21 protein-coding genes and 1 pseudogene are annotated in these 18535 nt (G+C 68.7%); 11 read left to right on the forward strand and 11 right to left on the reverse strand.

All coding sequences use genetic code 11. From position 1 onward, the window contains the following. Positions 1–73 precede the first annotated feature (73 nt). The 3 genes from ACIA47_RS16140 (at position 74) to ACIA47_RS16150 (ending at position 1930) form a co-directional block, all read left to right on the forward strand. Positions 74–958, forward strand: coding sequence for a glycine betaine ABC transporter substrate-binding protein (locus ACIA47_RS16140; RefSeq protein WP_396708574.1), 885 nt, complete (start codon positions 74–76; stop codon positions 956–958). A 183-nt stretch (positions 959–1141) separates the two neighbouring features. Then, positions 1142–1570 (forward strand): PRC-barrel domain-containing protein, encoded by a 429-nt coding sequence (locus tag ACIA47_RS16145; protein ID WP_203118283.1) that lies wholly within the window; start codon positions 1142–1144, stop codon positions 1568–1570. Positions 1571–1651: 81 nt separating this feature from the next. Continuing rightward, a complete protein-coding gene (locus tag ACIA47_RS16150) occupies positions 1652–1930 on the forward strand; it encodes a BON domain-containing protein (RefSeq protein WP_203118285.1) in 279 nt (92 codons plus the stop codon). A gap of 319 nt (positions 1931–2249) precedes the next feature. Here the strand turns inward: ACIA47_RS16150 and ACIA47_RS16155 are convergent, their stop codons facing one another. Then, positions 2250–3851 (reverse strand): ABC transporter permease, encoded by a 1602-nt coding sequence (locus ACIA47_RS16155; RefSeq protein WP_396708577.1) that lies wholly within the window; start codon positions 3849–3851, stop codon positions 2250–2252. After that, the gene (locus ACIA47_RS16160; RefSeq protein ID WP_396708579.1) at positions 3848–4738 is read right to left on the reverse strand and encodes an ABC transporter ATP-binding protein; all 891 of its coding nucleotides are present in this window, start codon (positions 4736–4738) and stop codon (positions 3848–3850) included. The genes ACIA47_RS16155 and ACIA47_RS16160 overlap by 4 nt, the downstream gene beginning before the upstream one ends. Before the next feature lie 208 nt (positions 4739–4946). Between ACIA47_RS16160 and ACIA47_RS16165 the strand changes: the two genes are divergently transcribed. From ACIA47_RS16165 to ACIA47_RS16175, 3 genes are read left to right on the forward strand one after another with little or no spacing between them, the layout of a single operon-like run. Further along, positions 4947–5873 (forward strand): ABC transporter ATP-binding protein, encoded by a 927-nt coding sequence (locus tag ACIA47_RS16165; RefSeq protein ID WP_396708581.1) that lies wholly within the window; start codon positions 4947–4949, stop codon positions 5871–5873. Then, the gene (locus tag ACIA47_RS16170; RefSeq protein ID WP_203118293.1) at positions 5851–6639 is read left to right on the forward strand and encodes an ABC transporter permease subunit; all 789 of its coding nucleotides are present in this window, start codon (positions 5851–5853) and stop codon (positions 6637–6639) included. The genes ACIA47_RS16165 and ACIA47_RS16170 overlap by 23 nt, the downstream gene beginning before the upstream one ends. A gap of 60 nt (positions 6640–6699) precedes the next feature. Continuing rightward, positions 6700–7749, forward strand: coding sequence for a PucR family transcriptional regulator (locus ACIA47_RS16175; RefSeq protein ID WP_396708583.1), 1050 nt, complete (start codon positions 6700–6702; stop codon positions 7747–7749). Between the two features lie 15 nt (positions 7750–7764). Here the strand turns inward: ACIA47_RS16175 and nhaA are convergent, their stop codons facing one another. From nhaA to ACIA47_RS16200, 5 genes are all read right to left on the reverse strand, one after another. Then, on the reverse strand, positions 7765–9084 hold the full coding sequence (nhaA, locus tag ACIA47_RS16180) for a Na+/H+ antiporter NhaA (protein ID WP_396708585.1): 1320 nt from the start codon (positions 9082–9084) through the stop codon (positions 7765–7767). A gap of 184 nt (positions 9085–9268) precedes the next feature. Then, positions 9269–9568, reverse strand: a complete 300-nt coding sequence (locus ACIA47_RS16185; protein ID WP_203118304.1) for a BON domain-containing protein — start codon at positions 9566–9568, stop codon at positions 9269–9271. 193 nt (positions 9569–9761) lie between these two features. Next, positions 9762–10037: a GlsB/YeaQ/YmgE family stress response membrane protein gene (locus ACIA47_RS16190; protein WP_396708587.1), complete on the reverse strand. Its 276-nt coding sequence runs from the start codon at positions 10035–10037 to the stop codon at positions 9762–9764. Between the two features lie 12 nt (positions 10038–10049). Next, positions 10050–10667, reverse strand: a complete 618-nt coding sequence (locus tag ACIA47_RS16195) for an STAS domain-containing protein (RefSeq protein WP_203118308.1) — start codon at positions 10665–10667, stop codon at positions 10050–10052. A 150-nt stretch (positions 10668–10817) separates the two neighbouring features. Next, positions 10818–11240 carry an STAS domain-containing protein gene (locus ACIA47_RS16200; RefSeq protein ID WP_396708589.1) on the reverse strand — a complete coding sequence of 141 codons (423 nt, stop codon included), beginning with the start codon at positions 11238–11240 and terminating at the stop codon, positions 10818–10820. A 148-nt stretch (positions 11241–11388) separates the two neighbouring features. On the opposite strand from ACIA47_RS16200, the gene ACIA47_RS16205 reads away from it, so the two are divergent. The 4 genes and pseudogenes from ACIA47_RS16205 to ACIA47_RS16220 all read left to right on the forward strand — a co-directional run. Further along, a complete protein-coding gene (locus tag ACIA47_RS16205; protein ID WP_396708591.1) occupies positions 11389–12078 on the forward strand; it encodes a response regulator transcription factor in 690 nt (229 codons plus the stop codon). Then, positions 12075–13430, forward strand: coding sequence for a sensor histidine kinase (locus ACIA47_RS16210; protein ID WP_396708593.1), 1356 nt, complete (start codon positions 12075–12077; stop codon positions 13428–13430). The genes ACIA47_RS16205 and ACIA47_RS16210 overlap by 4 nt, the downstream gene beginning before the upstream one ends. Beyond that, a complete protein-coding gene (locus ACIA47_RS16215) occupies positions 13427–13990 on the forward strand; it encodes a GerMN domain-containing protein (RefSeq protein ID WP_396708595.1) in 564 nt (187 codons plus the stop codon). The genes ACIA47_RS16210 and ACIA47_RS16215 overlap by 4 nt, the downstream gene beginning before the upstream one ends. 69 nt (positions 13991–14059) lie before the next feature. Beyond that, a pseudogene (locus tag ACIA47_RS16220) lies at positions 14060–14184 on the forward strand (IS3 family transposase); the annotation flags it as partial. 173 nt (positions 14185–14357) lie between these two features. Here ACIA47_RS16220 and ACIA47_RS16225 read toward each other — a convergent pair. From ACIA47_RS16225 to ACIA47_RS16235, 3 genes are all read right to left on the reverse strand, one after another. Next, positions 14358–14870, reverse strand: coding sequence for a GNAT family N-acetyltransferase (locus tag ACIA47_RS16225; protein WP_396708597.1), 513 nt, complete (start codon positions 14868–14870; stop codon positions 14358–14360). A 68-nt stretch (positions 14871–14938) separates the two neighbouring features. Continuing rightward, positions 14939–15568, reverse strand: coding sequence for a LysE family translocator (locus ACIA47_RS16230; protein ID WP_396708599.1), 630 nt, complete (start codon positions 15566–15568; stop codon positions 14939–14941). 27 nt (positions 15569–15595) lie between these two features. Next, complete coding sequence (locus ACIA47_RS16235; protein ID WP_396708601.1) at positions 15596–16480, reverse strand: hypothetical protein; 885 nt, start codon at positions 16478–16480, stop codon at positions 15596–15598. A 70-nt stretch (positions 16481–16550) separates the two neighbouring features. Here ACIA47_RS16235 and ACIA47_RS16240 point away from each other — a divergent pair, with 70 nt between their 5' ends. Continuing rightward, positions 16551–17507 carry a LysR substrate-binding domain-containing protein gene (locus ACIA47_RS16240; RefSeq protein ID WP_396708603.1) on the forward strand — a complete coding sequence of 319 codons (957 nt, stop codon included), beginning with the start codon at positions 16551–16553 and terminating at the stop codon, positions 17505–17507. A 474-nt stretch (positions 17508–17981) separates the two neighbouring features. On the opposite strand, the gene ACIA47_RS16245 is transcribed toward ACIA47_RS16240, so the two are convergent. Then, positions 17982–18458: a response regulator gene (locus ACIA47_RS16245; RefSeq protein WP_396708605.1), complete on the reverse strand. Its 477-nt coding sequence runs from the start codon at positions 18456–18458 to the stop codon at positions 17982–17984. Positions 18459–18535 lie beyond the last annotated feature (77 nt).

Consider the following 18535-nt stretch of genomic DNA (forward strand, 5'->3'; position numbering starts at 1 on the left):
CGCTCTCCGCCGGCAATCCCTTTCCCGCGTACGCGGGGTCCGCCGGCATACCCGAAAGAGGAAGGACAACCCATTGTTCACGACACTGAAGCGCGCCCTCGCGCTCACGGTGACCGCCACCCTGGCCCTCGGCGGCGCTGCCGCCTGCGGCGAGCAGGACGACGCGTCCGACGACGGCAAGAAGATCACCATCGGTTACATGGCCTGGGACGAGGCGATCGCGGCGTCTCACCTGTGGCAGGACATCCTGCAGGACAAGGGCTACGAGGTCGAGCTCAAGAACCTGGAGGCCGGTCTCGTCTACGGCGGTCTCGCCAACGGCGACATCGACCTTTTCCTGGACAGTTGGCTACCCCAGACGCACGCCTCCTACCTGGAGAAGTACGGCGACAAGCTGGAAAAGCTCGGCGTCTGGTATGACGACGCCAGCCTGAGCATCGCGGTGCCGACATACGTCGAGGGCGTCGACTCGCTGGCCGACCTGGCTGACAAGGCCGGCAGCTTCGACGGGCAGCTGATTGGCATCGAGCCGGGCGCAGGTCTGACCAAGGCCACCCAGGAGAAGGTCATCCCCGAGTACGGCCTGGACGGCAAGCTGAAGCTGAAGACCTCCTCCACCCCGGCGATGCTGGCCGCGCTGGACGGTGCGATCGCCGACAAGAAGCCGATCGTGGTCACTCTCTGGCACCCGCACTGGGCCTACGCCAAGTACGAGTTGAAGGACCTCGCCGACCCCAAGGGCACCCTCGGCCAGGCCGAGCAGATCAACACCCTCGCCCGCACCGGCTTCGGCGACGACTTCCCCGAGGTCACCGCGATGCTGAAGAAGTTCAAGATGGACGGTGAGCAGCTCGCGTCTCTGGAGGACCTGATGTTCAACACTCACAAGGGCGACGAGAAGAAGGCCGTCGAGGAGTGGCTGAAGGCCAACCCCGACTACCTGAACACGCTTTCCTGAGTCATCTGGGTCGAGGGGCCCTGCCGGACCGGCGGGCCCCTCGACGTCTCCGCCGCACAGGCCAGCGACGGAGGGGCGTTCAGTCGTCACGAAAGCGGGCCGGAAGCGTCATCGTTTCGTCGTATTGTCCCGGCCGTCCTTTGGGTAGCGCATAAGGATCAGACGCTACGGAAGGAGCAGCTCATGCCACACGACACGACTGCGATTCTGGTCAAGCTCGGTGACTCCGGGCAGACGATCGCGGATGCCGACCAGGACGTGCGCGGTCGGCGCGTCCTCGACGCCGACGGTGACGACCTGGGCAAGGTTGACGATCTGCTGATCGATCGCGAGGAGCATAGGGTGCGGTTCCTGCGCGTTGAGCACGGAGGAATTCTCGGCATCGGCGCCACCGCCACCTTCCTCCCGGTCGAGGCGATCAGCGACGTCACCGACGACACGGTACGAGTCGACCTGACCCGGGAGAAGATCGAGCAGGCCCCAACGTACGACCCGGAGGTCGTCGAGGAGGCCGGCTACTACGAGGACGTGTACTGGTACTACGGCTACGCGCCGTTCTTCAGCCCGAGGGGGGTCGCTCCGCCGTACCCGGTGCCCCCGACCCGACGCTGAGTTCCAGCTACCCCCAACCGGCCGGTATCTCGGCGGCCGGACACGGCCGCCGAAGCACCGAAGCACCTTTGAGGGAACACCATGACCTACGTCCCCTGGTTCCTGCCCGACGACTTTCGATCGCTGATCCAGATCCAGCCTGCCTCTGAGGATGCCCGGCTGGCCTGCCGCCTGCTGGAGAGCATGCAGCGGGATCCCCGGTTGCGTCACGAACGCATCTGCATCGAAGTGCAGAACCGTGTGGTCATCCTGGACGGCGTGGTCACGTGCGCCGACGTGAGCACGGAGGCCCACGCCCGCGCCTGGAGCACCCCGGGAGTGCACGACGTCAACAACCGGCTGCGTCCGTTGGAGCGGTGAACGGCCGGTCTAACGGACGCCGCTGGCGGTGGGTGACCCGCCGCAGCACATACGGTGGCCGCTGGTGAGGGCGGACCGGTCTGATGACGGAGAATTCGGACCGGCCGCTCTCAACTCTCCGGCTGTGTGTGCTGCAAGTCGTCACCGACGTGCAGCCGCGCCGCGGTACCACTGCACGCTAGTCGCTCGCCAGGGCGCTGATGATGGGCAGACCTCGGCCGCCTTCGGCCAGTCGGCCCGAAATCGCCGCCACCCTCGTGCGCGGATGGTGCGACGTCTGAGTGCGCAACACCCTGAAGCGTGTTGCTGATGGGGCTGGTCAGGCACCCAGGTCACGCCGACGGTAGCCGATAGTGCCGGCGACCACTCCTGCCGCGGCGATGCCGGCCATCACGGACGCCGCGACCCAGGCCGGCGCGGTGGCCGGCACCGCGGCCAGGTGCGCGAACGGGGACAGCGCACGGATCCAGAAGGGCGCGTCGATGCTGTCGCCAAGGACCTGCCACAGGAACCCGCCGGCGGCCGGAAGAGCGCCGATCGCCGCGACGGCTCGCGGTGTCCATCCGAGCGCCAGGACGGCAGCTCCCAGACAGAGCAGCACGACCGGCACGACGTTCCAGGCGCCGGCGAGCGCCTCGCCGGCCCCAAGGCCGGCATGGACAGTGGCCGTGCCGGCCCACATGGCGACGCCCGCCTCCGTGACCAGGACCAGCGCGGCGCAGCCAGCGACGGCCGCTTCGGCGGCCAACAGCCGTACCCGGGTCACCGGTGCGGCCAGTAGCAGGGTGAGACGCCGGGCGTTCTCGTCCGCGGCGGTGGCGGCGAGCCGCACGGCGACGAACGCCCCGACCGGAACGGCCAGCAGCGCGTACAGGGTGGCCGCGTAGCCCTCGACCGTGCCGAGTGCCGGGAAGCCGGCCTGGGCCGCCATGGCCGCGAACTCGGGATTGCCGGTAAGGAATTCGGTCATGGACCGGGCGATCAAACCCAGGAGCAGGAAGTACGCGCCGATCCCGGCCGACCATGCGGCCAGCGGTCGCGTGGTGCGCCGTACTGCGAAGGCGGGCACCGAACCGAGCAACGCGGTACGCGCCGGCCGACTGCCGGGCGTCGCAAGAATCGCCGCGCCGACGTCACGCCGCGCCGCAAGCCGACCGGCGAGGGCCAGCAGCAGCACCGCGGCGAACGCCAGCATCGACACCGGCAACCCCCGATTGCTGTCGAACGGGCGGGTCAGCGCCAAGAGGCCGAACGGGGACAGCCACCGAAGCCACGCCAGCGCGGGCACACCGTCGCCGACCATCCGCATGAGGAGCCCGACAATCAGGACGGCGGCCGCGACACCGTTGGCCGCCGACCGGCTGACGAACATCTGTGCGGTGACGCCCCCGACGGCGACGAAGAAGAGCCCGACGGCAGCGAGGCCGGCGCCGTGCAACAACGCACCCGTGGCGTCCACTCCCGCAGCGATCATCGCCGCTGCGGTCGCCGCTCCAACGAGGACCGGAACGACGGCCAGCACACCGAGGTGCTGGCGTACAGCCCCGGCGAGGGTGATGCGGCCGGACAGCAACAGACCCCACCGGCCAGCGTCCTCCTCCCCACGGGTGATCCGGGTGGCGGCCAGCATCGCCCACACCCCGAGCAGGACCGCCAGGACGGTGCCCGTGCGCCACACCGTGAACCCGCCCGCCTGGTCGAGCGCGACCGGTTCGCCGAACAGGGTGCGGATCGCGGGGTTGCGGGCCAGCGCCGCCAAGGCCGCCGGATCCAGTGCCTCGCTGCGGTAGCCGACAACCACCAGGGCGGACATGCCCGCGCACACAGCGGTCACGACCAGGCCACCACGGCGCACCTGGCGTAGCGCGAGCCCCCTCAGCACTCGCTCCGGGCGGGCTGCTGCCGCCGTGGTCGCGATCATCGGGCGTCCTGCCCGTAGTAGGCGAGGAAGATCTCCTCGAGGCTCTGCTCCCGGACGACGATCGTCGCCACATCGGCGTTGGCCAGGGCGCGCAGCGCCGCGGTGGGGGAGCCGCTCAGGGTGAACCGCACGGTCGCGGCGCCGTCTGCGTGCAGGTCGTGGACGCCGGGGACGCCGGTGAGGTCCGGTGGCGTGCCGGTGAATGTCGCGGCCACCTCGGTGTGGTGCAGTCGGCGCAGCTGTGCGACGGACGCCACCTCCACCAGTTGACCGGCGCGCAGGATGCCGACGCGGTCGCAGACGGCCTCGACCTCGGCGAGCTGGTGGGAGCTGAGGAACACCGTCTGCCCGTTGTCGCGGGCAACCCCGACCGCCTGTCGGAACTGCAGTTCCATGAGCGGGTCCAAGCCGCTGGTCGGCTCGTCCAGCACCAGCAGAGGCGCCCGGGTGGCGAACGCCGCGATCAGGGCGACCTTCTGCCGGTTGCCCGTCGAGTAGGTGCCGGCCGGTTTGGAAACGTCCAGCGCGAATCGTTGGATGAGCTCGTCGCGGTAGGCGGTGTCCGTGCCCGGGCCGATGCGGGCGAGCAGGTCCAGCACCTCGGCGCCGGTCATCCGTGGCCACAGCGCCACATCCGCCGGCACGTAGGCGAGGCTGTTGTGGGCGGCGGCGACATCGGCGGCGTCGGTGTCGAAGATCCACGCCCGTCCGGAGGTGGGTCGGGCAAGGCCGAGCAGCAGCCGGATAGTCGTTGACTTCCCGGCGCCGTTGGGGCCGAGAAAACCGAACACCTCGCCCGCCGGGACGTCGAGGGTGAGGTCGTTGAGGGCAAGTAGCCGCCCGTACCGCTTGGACAGATGTTCGGTGCGCAGGGCAGAAACGCCCATCGGAGCCTCCAGAGCCGCAGCACGACATGACCTGCCGACCAGACTTCCCGGCGCACCTGGGGTGAGAGTACTCCCGGCGGTCGCGGCGCGGAGGCCGCCCGGGCTGGCGTTCGGGCTACTGGCTTCCGACGTTCGGCAACGGCCTCGGCGGTATGTCGGCCGGATGCTGACCTGGATGCCGGGTCGGAAGGCCAGCGACGATGTGGGCATGACAAGCGACATCGCCCTACTCACCGAGGACCTGACCAAGTTCTATGGTCAGCGCCGCGGTATCGAGGGGCTCAGCCTGGAGGTTCGCGCCGGGGAGGTGGTGGGATTCCTGGGGCCGAACGGAGCCGGGAAGACAACCACGATCCGGCTGCTGTTGGACTTCCTGCGCCCCACTCGTGGACACGCGACCGTGCTCGGGCTCGACCCGCGCAGGAACAGGGCCGCACTGCACCGTCAGATCGGCTATCTGCCCGGCGAGCTCGTGTTTCCCGGGCGGGACAAGGCGGAGGACCTGCTGCGCTTCTTCGCCGCGGCGCGCGGCGGCGTGGCCTGGTCGCAGGTTACCGAGTTCGCGGAGCGGCTCGACCTGGACCTCTCGCGTTCGGTACGGACGATGAGTAAGGGCAACAAGCAGAAGGTCGGGTTGGTGCAGGCGTTCATGCACCGGCCGGCGGTGCTGGTCCTGGATGAGCCGACCAGTGGGCTGGATCCACTCATGCAGCAGGAGTTCCTGGCCATGGTCCGCGACGCCAGTGGTGCTGGGCAGACGGTCTTCATGTCCTCTCACGTCCTGGCGGAGGTGCAGCAGGCGGCCGACCGGGTCGCCATCGTCCGCGACGGCCAGTTGGCCGCGGTCGAGCGGGTTGAGTCACTGGGGAAGCGGGCGGTCCGCGCCGTCGAGATTCATTTCGATGATCCGGTGGACCCGGCGGAGTTCAGTGTCCTGCCCGGAGTAAGTGACGTGGTGGTGTCCGGCCCGGTGCTGAAATGCACTGTCGACGGTCGCATCGATCCGCTGATCAAGGCGGCGGCGCGTCATGACGTGGTGGACATGTTGTCGGCCGAACCCGACCTGGAAGAGACGTTCCTGTCGTTCTACTACCACGGGGAAGGAGCCGGCGATGCCTCCCGCGCTGGTGCGTAAGACCTGGCGTGACGACCGCCTGGCATTGATTGGTTGGGCCGGCGGCGTCGCCGCCTTCACCGCCATCTACACCTCGTTCTACAGCCAGTTTCAGGGAGCCGCGGAGCTGAAGCAGGACGCACTGCCCCAGGGCATGCTGGACTTCCTCGGCATCGCCGACATGCTGTCGCCCGCCGGCTATCTGCAGGCGACCATCTTCAGCCTGGTCGGCCCACTGCTGGTCCTGATGTGCGCCATCACGCTGACTGCCCGCACGATCGCTCGGCCGGAGGAGGACGGCGGCATGGAGTTGATGCTGGCCAACCCGATCTCGCGCACCGCTTTCGCCTGGCAACGGGTGGCCGCCGCCGGCAGCGCGCTCACCGGGATCGCCGCCATCCCCGGGATCCTGCTGATGATCATTGTTCCCTGGATCGGCATGGACATCCCCCTGTCCAACGTCGCCGCCGCGTCCGCTGGCCTGGTCGCCCTGGTGTGGAGCTTCGCCGGCGTCGCATTCCTCGTTGGCGCCGCCACCGGAAAACGGGCTGTCGTCCTCGCGATCACCGGTGGCCTCGCCGTGGCCGCCTACATGGCCAACGCCATCGGCGGCATGCTCGACGGGTGGCACTGGGTGCGCTGGCTGTCACCGTTCCACTACTTCATCGGCACGGACCCGCTGCACACCGGCTGGCATCCGGTCGAGCTTCTCGCCCTCGTGCTCCTCGGTGCCGCAGCCACGACCGCCGGAGTCATCGTGTTCGACCGTCGCGACATCGGTGTGTAAACCTGAGGCTGGTGGCCTCCGGTTACCGGCGGCCACCAGCACGCCCACGAGGAACAGCCCATGAGCGACGACAATTGGCTGACGGCCAACTGCCAGGATCTGCTGTACGTCCCGGCCAGTGCCCGGCGTCGGGCAGCGGCCGACCTGGGTGCCCGCGCAGCGGATGAGGGGCTGACGCTGCCCGAGCTTGTCACCGGTCTGCTGGATGCCACCACTGCCCACTGGAGCGCCACCCCGGTCGCGTCGACCGACACCGCCGTCGCCGTGCATTCCCGCGCCGAGACACTGCTGGACACCGCCCGTGTCCTGCTCACCGATGCCGTGGACGGGTACACCCGGCAGAACCGCGCCGAGCTGGATCGCCACGACAACGAACGTGCCGCATTCGTCAACGACCTGCTCACCGGTCGCGCCGACCCGGGCGGTCTGGCCGAGCGCGCACACCGGTACGGCATCCGCCTGTCGGCCACCCACACCGTCCTCATCGCCCGCGCGGCCGGCCTGACTCCCGGCATCACGCACCGCATCGATGCCGCGTTGGCCTCCAGGTTCGGCGAAGGCAACACCCTCACCACCCTCCGCGACGGCGACGTGGTCTGCATCAGCGCCGGCGGCCTACGCGGCATCGCTGCCGAACTCGCCCACCTGCTCCTCACCGAATTCGGCGCGGGCAACTGGCAGATCGCCGTCGGCCGCACTCAACCCGGTGTCCATGGCCTGGCCACGTCCCTCGACGAGGCCCGCCACACCCTCGACTACGCCGTCAGGCTCGGCTTCACCACGCCCGTACTCAATGCTGCCGACCTGCTGGTCTTCCCCGTGCTTCTGCGTGACCGCGACGCCATCACCGACCTGGTGACCACGGTCCTCGGGCCACTGATCACGGCGCGCGGCGGTGCCGAGCCGTACCTGGAGACCCTGACCGTGCTCTTCGACAACCAGGGCAACCACACCGCGACCGCCCGGCAGATGCACCTGTCCGTCCGCGCGATCACCTACCGACTCGACCGCATCCGGGACCTGACCGGCTACCACCCCGGCGAGCCGACCCAGCGGTTCACGCTGCAGACAGCCGTACTCGGCGCTCGACTGCTCGGCTGGCCGCCATAGCCCAGGAGCGCCAGATCAGGACGGCGTCGTCCTGGTCGGCTGCTCCTCATAGACGTCGGGCACCCCGTCGGCGTCGCTGTCACGCTCCTCCAGCGCGCAGATCCCCTGGTAATGCCGATTACGAGCGCGTAGAACGACGGTTGCCAGCACCGCCGACAGCAGCGACCCGAGCAGAACGCCGATCTTGGAGTGGTCGTCGCGTTCAGTGCCGGCGCCGAACGCCAATTCACCGATCAGCAGCGACACGGTGAAACCGACCCCGGCCAGCAGCGCCAACCCCACCATGTCCCACCAGGCCAGCCCTTCCGCGAGCCGGGCCCGGGTGAACCGCTGCACGAGCCAGGTGGCACCGAGAACGCCAGCCGCCTTACCCACCACCAACCCCACCATCACGCCCAGGGCGACCGAGTCGGTCAGGGTTGCGCCGAGGCCACCCGCCCCGGCAACCGAGACTCCGGCGGCGAAGAACGCGAACACCGGCACCGCGACCCCGGCGGACAGGGGCCGGATTCGGTGTTCGAAGTGCTCCGCCAGGCCAGGGCCAGGTCCCGGCTTGCGGCGTAGCACCGGCACGGTGAAGGCCAGCGCGACCCCGGCGACGGTGGCATGCACCCCGGAGGCGTGCACCAGCGCCCACGTCGCGACCGCCAGCGGCAGCAGCAGCAACCAGGACCGCACCCGGCGCTGAACCAGCAGACCGAACAGCGCCATCGGGGCCAGCGCGAGCAGCAGCAACCCGAAGTGCAGGGTACTGGTGTAGAAGACCGCGATGATCACAATGGCCAGCAGGTCGTCGACCACCGCGAGGGTGAGCAGAAACGTGCGCATCGCCGAGGGCAGGCTTGTGTTGATCACTCCGAGCACGGCCAGGGCGAACGCGATGTCAGTGGCGGTCGGAATCGCCCACCCGGTCAACGCCCCGTCGCCGGCCCCGACGTTGAATGCCACGTAGATCAGCGCCGGCAGCGTCATGCCGCCGAGCGCAGCGGCGACGGGCAGCATCGCCCGGCGGGGCTCGCGCAGGTCACCTGCGACGAACTCGCGCTTGAGCTCCAGCCCGGCGACGAAGAAGAAGATCGCTAGCAGGCCGTCGGCGGCCCATTGCGCCAATGAGAGGTCCAGATGCAGCGCTTCGGGGCCCACGGTGACGTCGGCGAGCGACCGGTACGCGTCGGACCAGGGGGAATTCGCCCAGGCGAGGGCAAGCACGGCGGCAACCAGCAGCAGTACCCCGCCGACCGTTTCGGTCCGGAGAATGTCCCCGATCCGGCGTACCTCAGGCCAACTCCTGCGGCTGAGCAGGAGTGGCGTGCGGTTAGCCGGTGGGCGGCTCATCGTGGTCCTCCGGTGGATCGGTGACGAAGTCGCCGACCAGTCTTCCCGGCACACCGGCTACTACGTTAGCCAAACGACGGCCATCAGCCTGTCACCACCCCTGAAACGAGAGCGTGTCACCGACGGCCAGGCAGCGTGCAGCCTGGGAGGTCATTCGCGCCTTCGATGTGGCCCTGAGCCGGAGTCACCGGTGACTACGCCGCGGGCCGCTGAGCCGCAGTGTGTTGCAGACGTCGAAGACGCCCGGCACGTCGTAGGCGAGGTCCGCCGCCACCTGCCGCGCGTTCGCGTCACCCACCACGCCGGCGAGGATGACGACCCGGTTCTGCACGGAGACGGTGATCTGCTGGCGCCGTGTGGTCCAGTCGATGCTCAATCGCTGCGCGACCAGCGCCTCGAGTCTCAGGTCCTCGTGGTCCGGCTCGGGCTGGTGCGAGGTGTCGGCGGACCAGTTCTCATCGGGCAACGGCCATGGCAGGTACACGGTCAGCTCCTTGGGTTGTGACGAGGCCGGGGGGATGGCGGACGGCGCGCCGGTGGCGTTCTCACGCCGCTCAGGAACGCGATCGGGTGGGGCTCAAGAAATTTCACTCCTGCTCCTCGGCCACCTTGAACGGAAACCGGCCTGACCGTTCTTGCGGCTGGCCTCTGGTGCTGGCGCTGCGTCGTCTCCGGGTTCAGGGGGAGTCGGATGGGTCGGGCCTGGCGGTGGCCATGACGAGCACGACGCCAATGCCGGCGAGACCGACCTGGATGACCAGGGTCAGGAGGTTGAGGGTGCTGGTATCGACGCCCGCGAGACGGGCGACGATGCTGCCCGCCAGCGCGGCGACCACCGCGACGGAGACGGTCAGCCAGATCGGGGCCTCCTGGCGTCCTGGAATGACGAGCCTGCCGAGCAGGCCGATAGCGACGCCGACGAGGAGCGCGGTGACGAGACCAGCGATGCTCATGGGCTGCCTCGATCAGGAACGAGTGGCCGTCGCGGCGGCTGCGGTGGGTTGCGCCAAAACCGGCCCCTTGGACAGTTGGGCGAGGGCTTCTTCGCGGCTGTCGAAGATGGGGAAGGCTCCGTCCAGGCGCATGGTGTGCAGGACGGTACGGATGAACCGCGACGGCGCGGCCAGGCAGAGGATGGCCCCACGGTCTCGGGCGTCGCGGTGGGCACGGACGAGGTGACCGAGGCCGGTGGAGTCGATGAGGTGTACTCGGCTCAGATCAACCACGACGTGCCCGCCCATGTCGGCTGCGTGGCGCAGGGCGGTGCGCAGGGTGTCCCCGGTATCGAGATCGACGTCACCGGCGGCGGCGACAACGGTCACGTCGTCGAGGTGGTCGATGCCGAGGATGCCACCAGGACCGTGGTCGCCGCACGACGCATGGCCGCCACCGGGGAGCGGCAGGAGGCTGCAGTGCGGGCAGCGGTGCGGGCCGGTGGCGAACGGGGAACCGCTCCAGCCCTGTTCGGACACCAGGGTCCAGACGACCTCCGCGTCGGGAAGCACGCACGCGGTGGCCTTGACGGTGTCGCCGCAGGTGTCGCAGATCAGGGTCATCAGGTGGTCGTCTGGGACAACGGTCATTGTGCTGGTCCTTCCTGGGGCCATGTCACTCCGTGCTGTGTGACACGGCATTCGTGCAGTGCCGAAGCGGAGCTGGCTCCCGAATCTGGTGTTTTCCTGCCGGGTGGCGGTCGACCTCGATGGTGGGAAAGGTGAGAGCGCTGGCGATCGTCAGTGCGGGGCTCTTACCGAGGCGCGGCCATGAGCGACCAACGCCGGCGGTGTGGAGGTGAGTTCCTGCCCCGTCGTGGGCGTGCAGGACGGCGACGATGAGGCAGTGTCGACGACCGGCAGAATCTGGTCCAGGCGGGCGGTGTGCAGGATGCGTCGGATGCGCGGGTTCGGGTTGCGGACGGTGAGGACCCCGTCGGAACGGGCCAGCCGCCGGTGCACATCCAGCAGGAGGCCGATGGCAGCGGCGTCGATGTGCCGGCACCCGGACAGGTCGACCACGACCTGTGCGGGACGCAGGGCCAACAGTCGGTCGAACACTGCTCCGGTCGCCGGCAGGCAGGCCAGGTCGAACTCGGTGATGCACACCTCGACCAGCGGCAGCGTGCACGGCGTGGTTGCCAGCGGCCCTGTCACGGGCACACCCCTCTCCTTCACGGACGCGGTCGTCTAGGACCCTGCCGTGCCGGCTTGGCGGTCACCACGCGGATCTGTGACAGTTCCGTGACAAATCAGCCAACCGGCTGCCACGGTTGGCCGCCGAGCCGGTCGTCTGGGGATGATGCCGGGTATGACGGCCGTACTGGTGATCGAGGACGACGACCGAATCCGTCTGGCGTTGTTGCTCGCACTCGAGGAGGAGGGCTACGACGCTCTCGGCGCGGCCACGGCCGAGGAGGGCCTGCGCGTGCAGCGCCGCGACCCGGCCGACTACGTGCTGGTCGACCTGATGCTGCCCGGCCTCGACGGTTTCGAGTGCATTCGACAGCTGCGCCGTGACGACGACGTGCCGATCGTGGTGGTCAGCGCCCGCGACGACACGCACGACATCGTCGCCGCTCTTGAAGCCGGCGCCGACGACTATGTCGTCAAGCCGGTGGCGATCAAGGAATTGACCGCGCGGCTGCGCGCCCTGCGCCGCCGCGCCCGTAGCGGCGGCGCGGGGCACGCGCCGGAGCCCGTGCCCGTGCTCGTGGTCGGCGAGCTGGAAATCAGCCCGGACGGGGGAGAGGTGCACCGCGCCGGACAACCCGTACCGGTCACCCGCACCGAGTTTCGGCTGCTGTGCGAGCTGGCCGAGCACGCCGGCAGGGTGCTGTCCCGTCAGCAACTGCTCGAACGGGTCTGGGGGTACGACAGCGGCGACGAACGGCTCGTCGACGTGCACGTGGGCCGTCTGCGGCAGAAGATCGAGCCGGACCCGGCGAACCCCCGGCACCTGGTCACCCTGCGGGGCCTGGGCTACAAGCTGCAGCGATGAGACGCCTCGGACTGCGTACCCGGGTGACCGCCGCGTTCGCCGTCGGCGCGCTTCTGCTCTCGGCGTCGATGGCCCTGGTCTCCTATGAGTTGACCCGTCGGTCTCTGCTCGACGAGCGGGAACGCGCCGCCCTGCGCGCGGCCTACTTCGACGCTACCGTCGTCCGTGCCGGGCTCGACACCGAAACCCCCGATGTGGTGGAGGTGCTCCGGTCGCTGGACACCGGCGGGAGTCGGCGGCCGGTGCTGCACCTGAACGGCGAGTGGTACGCGCGGGCCGCCGACCCCGGCACCACCGCTGCCATTCCGGTTGAGCTGCGTCGGGTCGTCGCGGCCGGTGAGCCCGCGGTGCAGCGGGTACGCGTCGACGGCCAATCTGTCCTGGTCGTCGGGGTGCCCCTGTCGGAGTCGGCGACGTACTTCGAGGTCAACTCGCTGCGGGAGCTGGAACAGACGTTCCAGGTTCTGGCGCTCGCGCTGACCACTGTCGCGATCATGGTCGCCGGCTCCGGCGCGGCGCTCGGCTGGTACGCCACCCGGCACGGGCTACGGCCGCTGACGGCGGTCGCCGACGCGGCCGAGAAGATCGCCGCCGGTGACTTCACCGCCCGCCTCGACACAGCCACCGACCCCGACCTGACCCGGTTGTCCTCGTCGTTCAACCAGATGGTCGACCGGCTCGCGCACCGCATCGAGCGGGACCGCCGGTTCGCCGCCGACGTCAGCCACGAGCTGCGTTCCCCGTTGCAGACCCTCGCCGCGGCGGCCAGCGTCCTGGCCCGCCGTCGGGAACACCAGGACGAACGAACCGCCATCGCGGCCGGGCTCGTCGCCGACGAGATCGACCGTTTCCAGCGGCTCGTCAACGACCTGATCGACCTGGCCCGCAGTGACCAGCCCGCCCACCGGGCCTCCGTGGACGTCGTCGCGCTGGCCCGCGATGCCTGCCGCGCCCTCGACCTGCCCACGGCGCTCGTCCATCTCGCACCCGACGTACCGGCGACGTGGCTGGTCGAGCGGCGCCGTGTCGCACAGGTCCTGGCGAACCTGCTCGACAACGCGGTGACCTACGGAGGCGGTCCTGCAGGCGTCCGGCTGGGCCGCGACGGTAGCGCCGGCATCATCGAAGTCGAGGACGACGGACCCGGTGTGCCCGTCGAGGACCGCGAGGCGATCTTCGACCGTTTCGTTCGTGGACGAGCAGCTCACACCCGCGGCACAGGCGACGGCACGGGGCTCGGACTCGCGCTGGTCGCACAGCACGCCACAGCACACGGCGGACACGTCACCGTCGGCGACCGGCCCGGCGGAGGCGCCTGCTTCCTTGTCACCCTGCCGGGGAGTCTGCCATGAACCATCGTCATTTCGTCGTACTGGCGCTTGCCACGCTGCTGACAAGCTGCAGCATTCCCACCGATGATGCCCCCCGGGTAGTACAGGCACCGCAAGGACCATTCCAAAGCTCTGCGCCCGCCGACACCAGCGCACCAGTCGGCCCTGCCGCCGAGACGCTCTGCTTTGTCCGCGACAACCGCATCATCTCGTTCGTCCGGCGCGTCGACCGGCCACCAACGATCGAGGACCAACTTCGGCATCTGCTGGCCGGACCCACCGCAGCCGAACGAGACACCGACTTGACCAGCGCGCTGCCGGGAGCGGTCAACGCCGCCGGTGTCACCGCGACCGGCACCCAGGCCCGCGTTGTGGTCGACAAACCCGGCGATGACGCCGGCCGCAGCGACGAGGTCCTCGCCTTCGCGCAAATCGTCTGCACCCTCACCAGTCGCGACGAGGTCACCACCGTCACGTTTTCCCGTGATGGCCGACCTCTCAGGGTGCCTCGCGCGGACGGTTCACTGTCCGACCAGCCGCTCACTCGCGCCGATTTCGCACCACTGATCACCCCTCGTTGACCCTCGTCTCTACTGCGCCTGACCCGCTTGAGCCTCGGGGCCGGCTGCTTACCTGTCGCAGGCGAAAGGCTCTACCCGCTCGTGAGCGAGCTGGCCGCTGACGGGGGTCCCCGTTGCGGTGACGTGTCGGGGTATTGAAGATCGCTCGTCAGCCCTACCACCGGTGGCTCGCCGGCCCTTCAGCGACGCGGAACTTGTTGCCGCTTACCGCGCGAACGCCCGCCTGGCCGTCACCGCGCTGCACAACCCCATAGCTCGTCGCCGCTCGGTGGCCGGCGTTCTTCGGCCTGTTACAGAACAACGTCCTCGACCGGCGCACCTGGACCACCCGCCAGCAGTTGAGGACCGCGATCGTCACCTGGATCGATCACCAGTCGGTTGGCAGGACTGGCCGATACTGCCGGAATCCCCGTGCCAGGTAGTTGCGTAAGGCGTACGGGTGGTCCGCGCTTGACGTGTGCAACCACAGCCGTTCGGTCTGCGGGGCCTCTCGCCAGGCGAGCTCGGCGACGAGCGCGAGGAATGGCCCACCGAGCCCGGTGCCGACATGTCGTGGGACCAATCCGAAGGTGTCGAGCTCTACTTCCGCTTGGTCGAATCGCAACGACGCCAAGCCGAGGATGTCGCCCGCGCGCTGCACCGTCCAATGGCGCAGGTTATGGCGGTTGAGGTGGTCGGCCCAGCGGCTGTCGTTCCAGTGTTGGCTGGGCCAATCGTACGGCTGGCCGATGCTGAGCGTGACCGCACGGATGAGAAGCGGGTCTCGCTGTTCGCTCAACGTCACGTCGGCGGGCAAGGGCCGCGAGGCCTGCACGTCGTCGGGCGAGCGCATTTCCAGGTGGTAAAGCGTCTCTCCCGCTCGACGGTCCAAGCGGTCCACGCCGGGCTCGCGTGCCGATCGATCCACTATGGCTCCCAAGCTCTTGCCGGGTTGTGGTGGCCGCGAGGCTACCGCTGGACAGCCAGCCGGACTCCCAGTCCGATGAAGATTCCTCTGGTCGCGACGTCGATGCGTCGGCGAGCGGCACGGCGGCGCCGAAGCCATCCGCCGATCCGTCCGGCGAATACGCCGACCGCGCCGTCGACAAGGAACTCCAAGACGATCATGATCGCGCCGAGCACCACGAACTGCGCCCACACCGCACCCTGTCGTGGGTCGATGAACTGCGGTAGGAAGGCGATCGTGAACACGACCATCTTCGGGTTCAACAGGTTTGTCATGAGCCCGCTGAGATAGGCCCGGCGGCCGGGGAGCGCGCCAGCGAGCGGCGTGTCGGCTTGGTCGTCGTTGCGGCTACGAATCATCCGTACGCCGAGGTAGACCAGGTAGGCGGCGCCGAGGATCCGGACGGTCATGTAGGCGGGCGGTACGGCCGCGAAGAGGGCGGCAAGTCCGGCGGCCGCCACCGCGATGTGCACCGCCTCGCTGGTGGCTATCCCGGCCGTGGCGAGCAGCCCTGCGCGCGGACCGCCGCGGATCCCGCAGCCAAGCACGAACAGCATGTCCGGCCCCGGGGTGATCATGGCAATGGTGGTGGTAAGGGCGAATGCCACGAGTGCCTGTTCGGTGATCGGCATGGCGGTAACTTTCTGATGGGTTTCCTGTCACGGCCGGGTCGAGGCCGCGAGGGTGAGCACATTGGTGTCGTCGTCGAACTGGGCACTGATATCGATCGCTGCGATCTGCCCCAGGTCGGACACGTGCGTTCCACCGCACCGCATGACGGCGGGTGGAGAGATGGCACATCGCCAGACCCGGTCAGCGGTGAGGCGGTCCGAACTGCCGGTCACGGTCACGTCCGCCTGGGACGCGAGCCAGGCCGCGAGTAGGTCGTTGGCGCGCAGAACGTGGGCGTCGAGTTCGGCGATCAATGCCGGATGGTTGAACCCCCTCTTCCGTAGGGATTTTCCCAACCGGTACCGGTCAATGCTCCCGCCGACGTGGTGCCGGGTGTCCAGAAGCGCCGCCGCGTCGAAGTTCCTGTTCCCTCTGGAGTCACGGATGGCGTCTTTGGTCCACAACCCATCGACGCACTCGTTGACAGCGAAGGCGACCAGATGGCAGCCGGTGTGCGCCGCACTCAGCGCGGCCCGGCGTACGACGTCGACCTCGAGTGAAACGATCTGCCCGACCCATTCAGCGATATCGGCTTCCACGGGTTTCACGATGTGCCCGACAGCGAAGACCCGATCCCTGTCGCCGCGGCGCGCGGATACCTCGGGCCCGATCCGCACCTCACCGGTCGCCGGCTCGACCGAGAGGATCTGAGTGTCCACAACCGGGACCGCCGTCGGTCCGAACGAGATCATGCCGTGGTCGGCGGGCTGATCCGGCCACGTGTGGTCCACCGGATGGAACGGGGTGCGATCGGTCACGACCACCCGGCTCGTGTCGCCGGCCGCCGCATACGGCAGCACGGCGAGGACGCGCCCGCATCCTTCGGTCTGCCCGTGCGGGTAGCCGATTCGCGTCTCGTTGATTTCGTACACCCGGACAGCCTGACACCTCGGAAGAGCAAGATCCATACGTAGCTGAGGTAGCTGAGCGTAGGATCTCCTTATGCTCGATCCGCGCCGGCTTCAGCTTCTGCGCGACGTCGCTGACACCGGCACCATCGCCGCCGCGGCCATGCGCGCCGGCTGCACCGCCGCCGCTGCTTCCCAGCAACTGGCCAGCCTCGAACGCGACGTCGGCACACCGCTACTAGAACGATCAGCGCGCAGCGTCCGACTCACCGAGGCCGGCCGTGTCCTGGCCGACCATGCGAACCGCCTGCTGAGCGCCTTAGCCGACGCTGAACGCGCGGTCCACGACGTCGCGGGACTGCGCGGCGGCGTGCTCCGGGCAGCGGCCTTCGCCACCGCCGGAGCAAGCTTCGTGATTCCCGCCCTGGCGACGTTCCGACGTCACCACCCGCGGATCGACCTCTCCTTCACAGAACTGGAATCAGACGAGGCCCTTCCTGCGATCAGGGCCGGCGAGATCGACGTGGCTATAACCCACGAATACCCGCCGTTGTCCCGTCCAGACCTGCGCGGCCTCAAACAACTCGCGCTCCATTGTGAGCCGCTGCTGCTGGCAGTTCCGGAGCACCTACGATCCTCCGAAATCGGGCCCGTCCAGCTGGCCGACTACGCCAACACCAACTGGATCGCCGCCCGCACAGCCACGGGATTCCAGGCAGTTACTGAAATGGCCTGCCGTGCCGCCGGCTTCGAACCCCAGATCAATTCCCGCGCACACAGTTACCAGTTCGCCCTCGCGCTGGTCGCGGCCGGCTTCGGCGTGACGATCGTCCCACAGTTGGCGGTCGCGCCGCAGCGCGGCATCACCTACCTCCCGATCGTCCGACCATCCGGCCTGATGCGCAAGATCTACGTCACCACCCGAGTCGCCGATCGGTCACCCGCAGTCGAGCACCTCACGCAATGCCTGACCAATGCCCTCGACAAAGATCGCCGACGCATCCAACCCACTCTGCAGCCCGCGGCGGTTCCGACAAGCCAACTTCGTTGATGTGATCCCTAACCGGTCTGCAAAACGTTCTGTCCCAGCGGGCCACGGCGAGGTCTCGTCATCGTCGTCCCACCAACTGGCCCTGGCGGAGGCCGGCACGGCCTGCCGTACGGCCGAGCGTGTGGTCGGCCGCTGGGCAGAGGGCCTCGCGCGGGGCGATTGGACCATGGAGGACGAGACACGGTGGACGCAGCGCCTGTTTCGAGATCTCACCGCGCCGGGCAATCACCCCGATTCGCAGGCCGCCGGCGATGGAGGGGTCGGCGGGGACCTGTTTCCCGGGCTCCTCCGGGTAGGTGACCGCGGATCGGCTGCGCGCTTCACAAGGGCAAGCTAGGGCGGCATCGCACGCCGAGGCCGCGGTGCTTCACCGCGTGCCAGGTGTCAGTCCAGCGCGCGAGAGAGCCTGATTTCGCGCGAACCAAGCCGCCGATCTTGGTGGTGGCGGTTAGCGAGACAGGCCCGGCAGTACACCTAGCCGAGGTCCGACGGTGCAGGAGGAAGCGAGGCGATCGTGCTGTAGAAGCGGTGGATGTCGCCGACGACGCGCTCGAAGGTGGGAAGGTCGAGGGGTTTGGTGACGTAGGCGTTCGCGTGGGCGGCGTAGCTGTTGAGCACATCCGCGTCGACGGCGGAGGTCGTGAACACCACGGTGGGAATCATTTTCAGCTGGTCGTGAGCTTTGACCGCCGACAGGACCTCGCCACCGTTCATCCGGGGCATGTTCAAGTCGAGGATGATCAAATCGGGACGTGGTGCGTCGGTATGGGCGCCGGTGCGGTTCAGGAACGCCATGGCTTCCTCGCCGTCGCCGACCAGGTGCAGCTCGGTGGGCAGACCGCACGCCGTGATGGCGCTTTCGATGAGTGCGACGTCGGCCGGGTCGTCCTCGACGAGCAGGATGCGCAGTGCGGAAGCCCGGGTGCCGTTGGCATCGGCGACAGCGTTCACGCGCACGAGCCTACGACCGAAATGCATCAGCCACCATGACGTGTGTCCTGCTGGCTGGTGGTCTCGACCACCGGCCG

This window comes from Micromonospora sp. NPDC051227, from assembly GCF_044455385.1.
Classification (GTDB): Bacteria; Actinomycetota; Actinomycetes; order Mycobacteriales; family Micromonosporaceae; genus Micromonospora.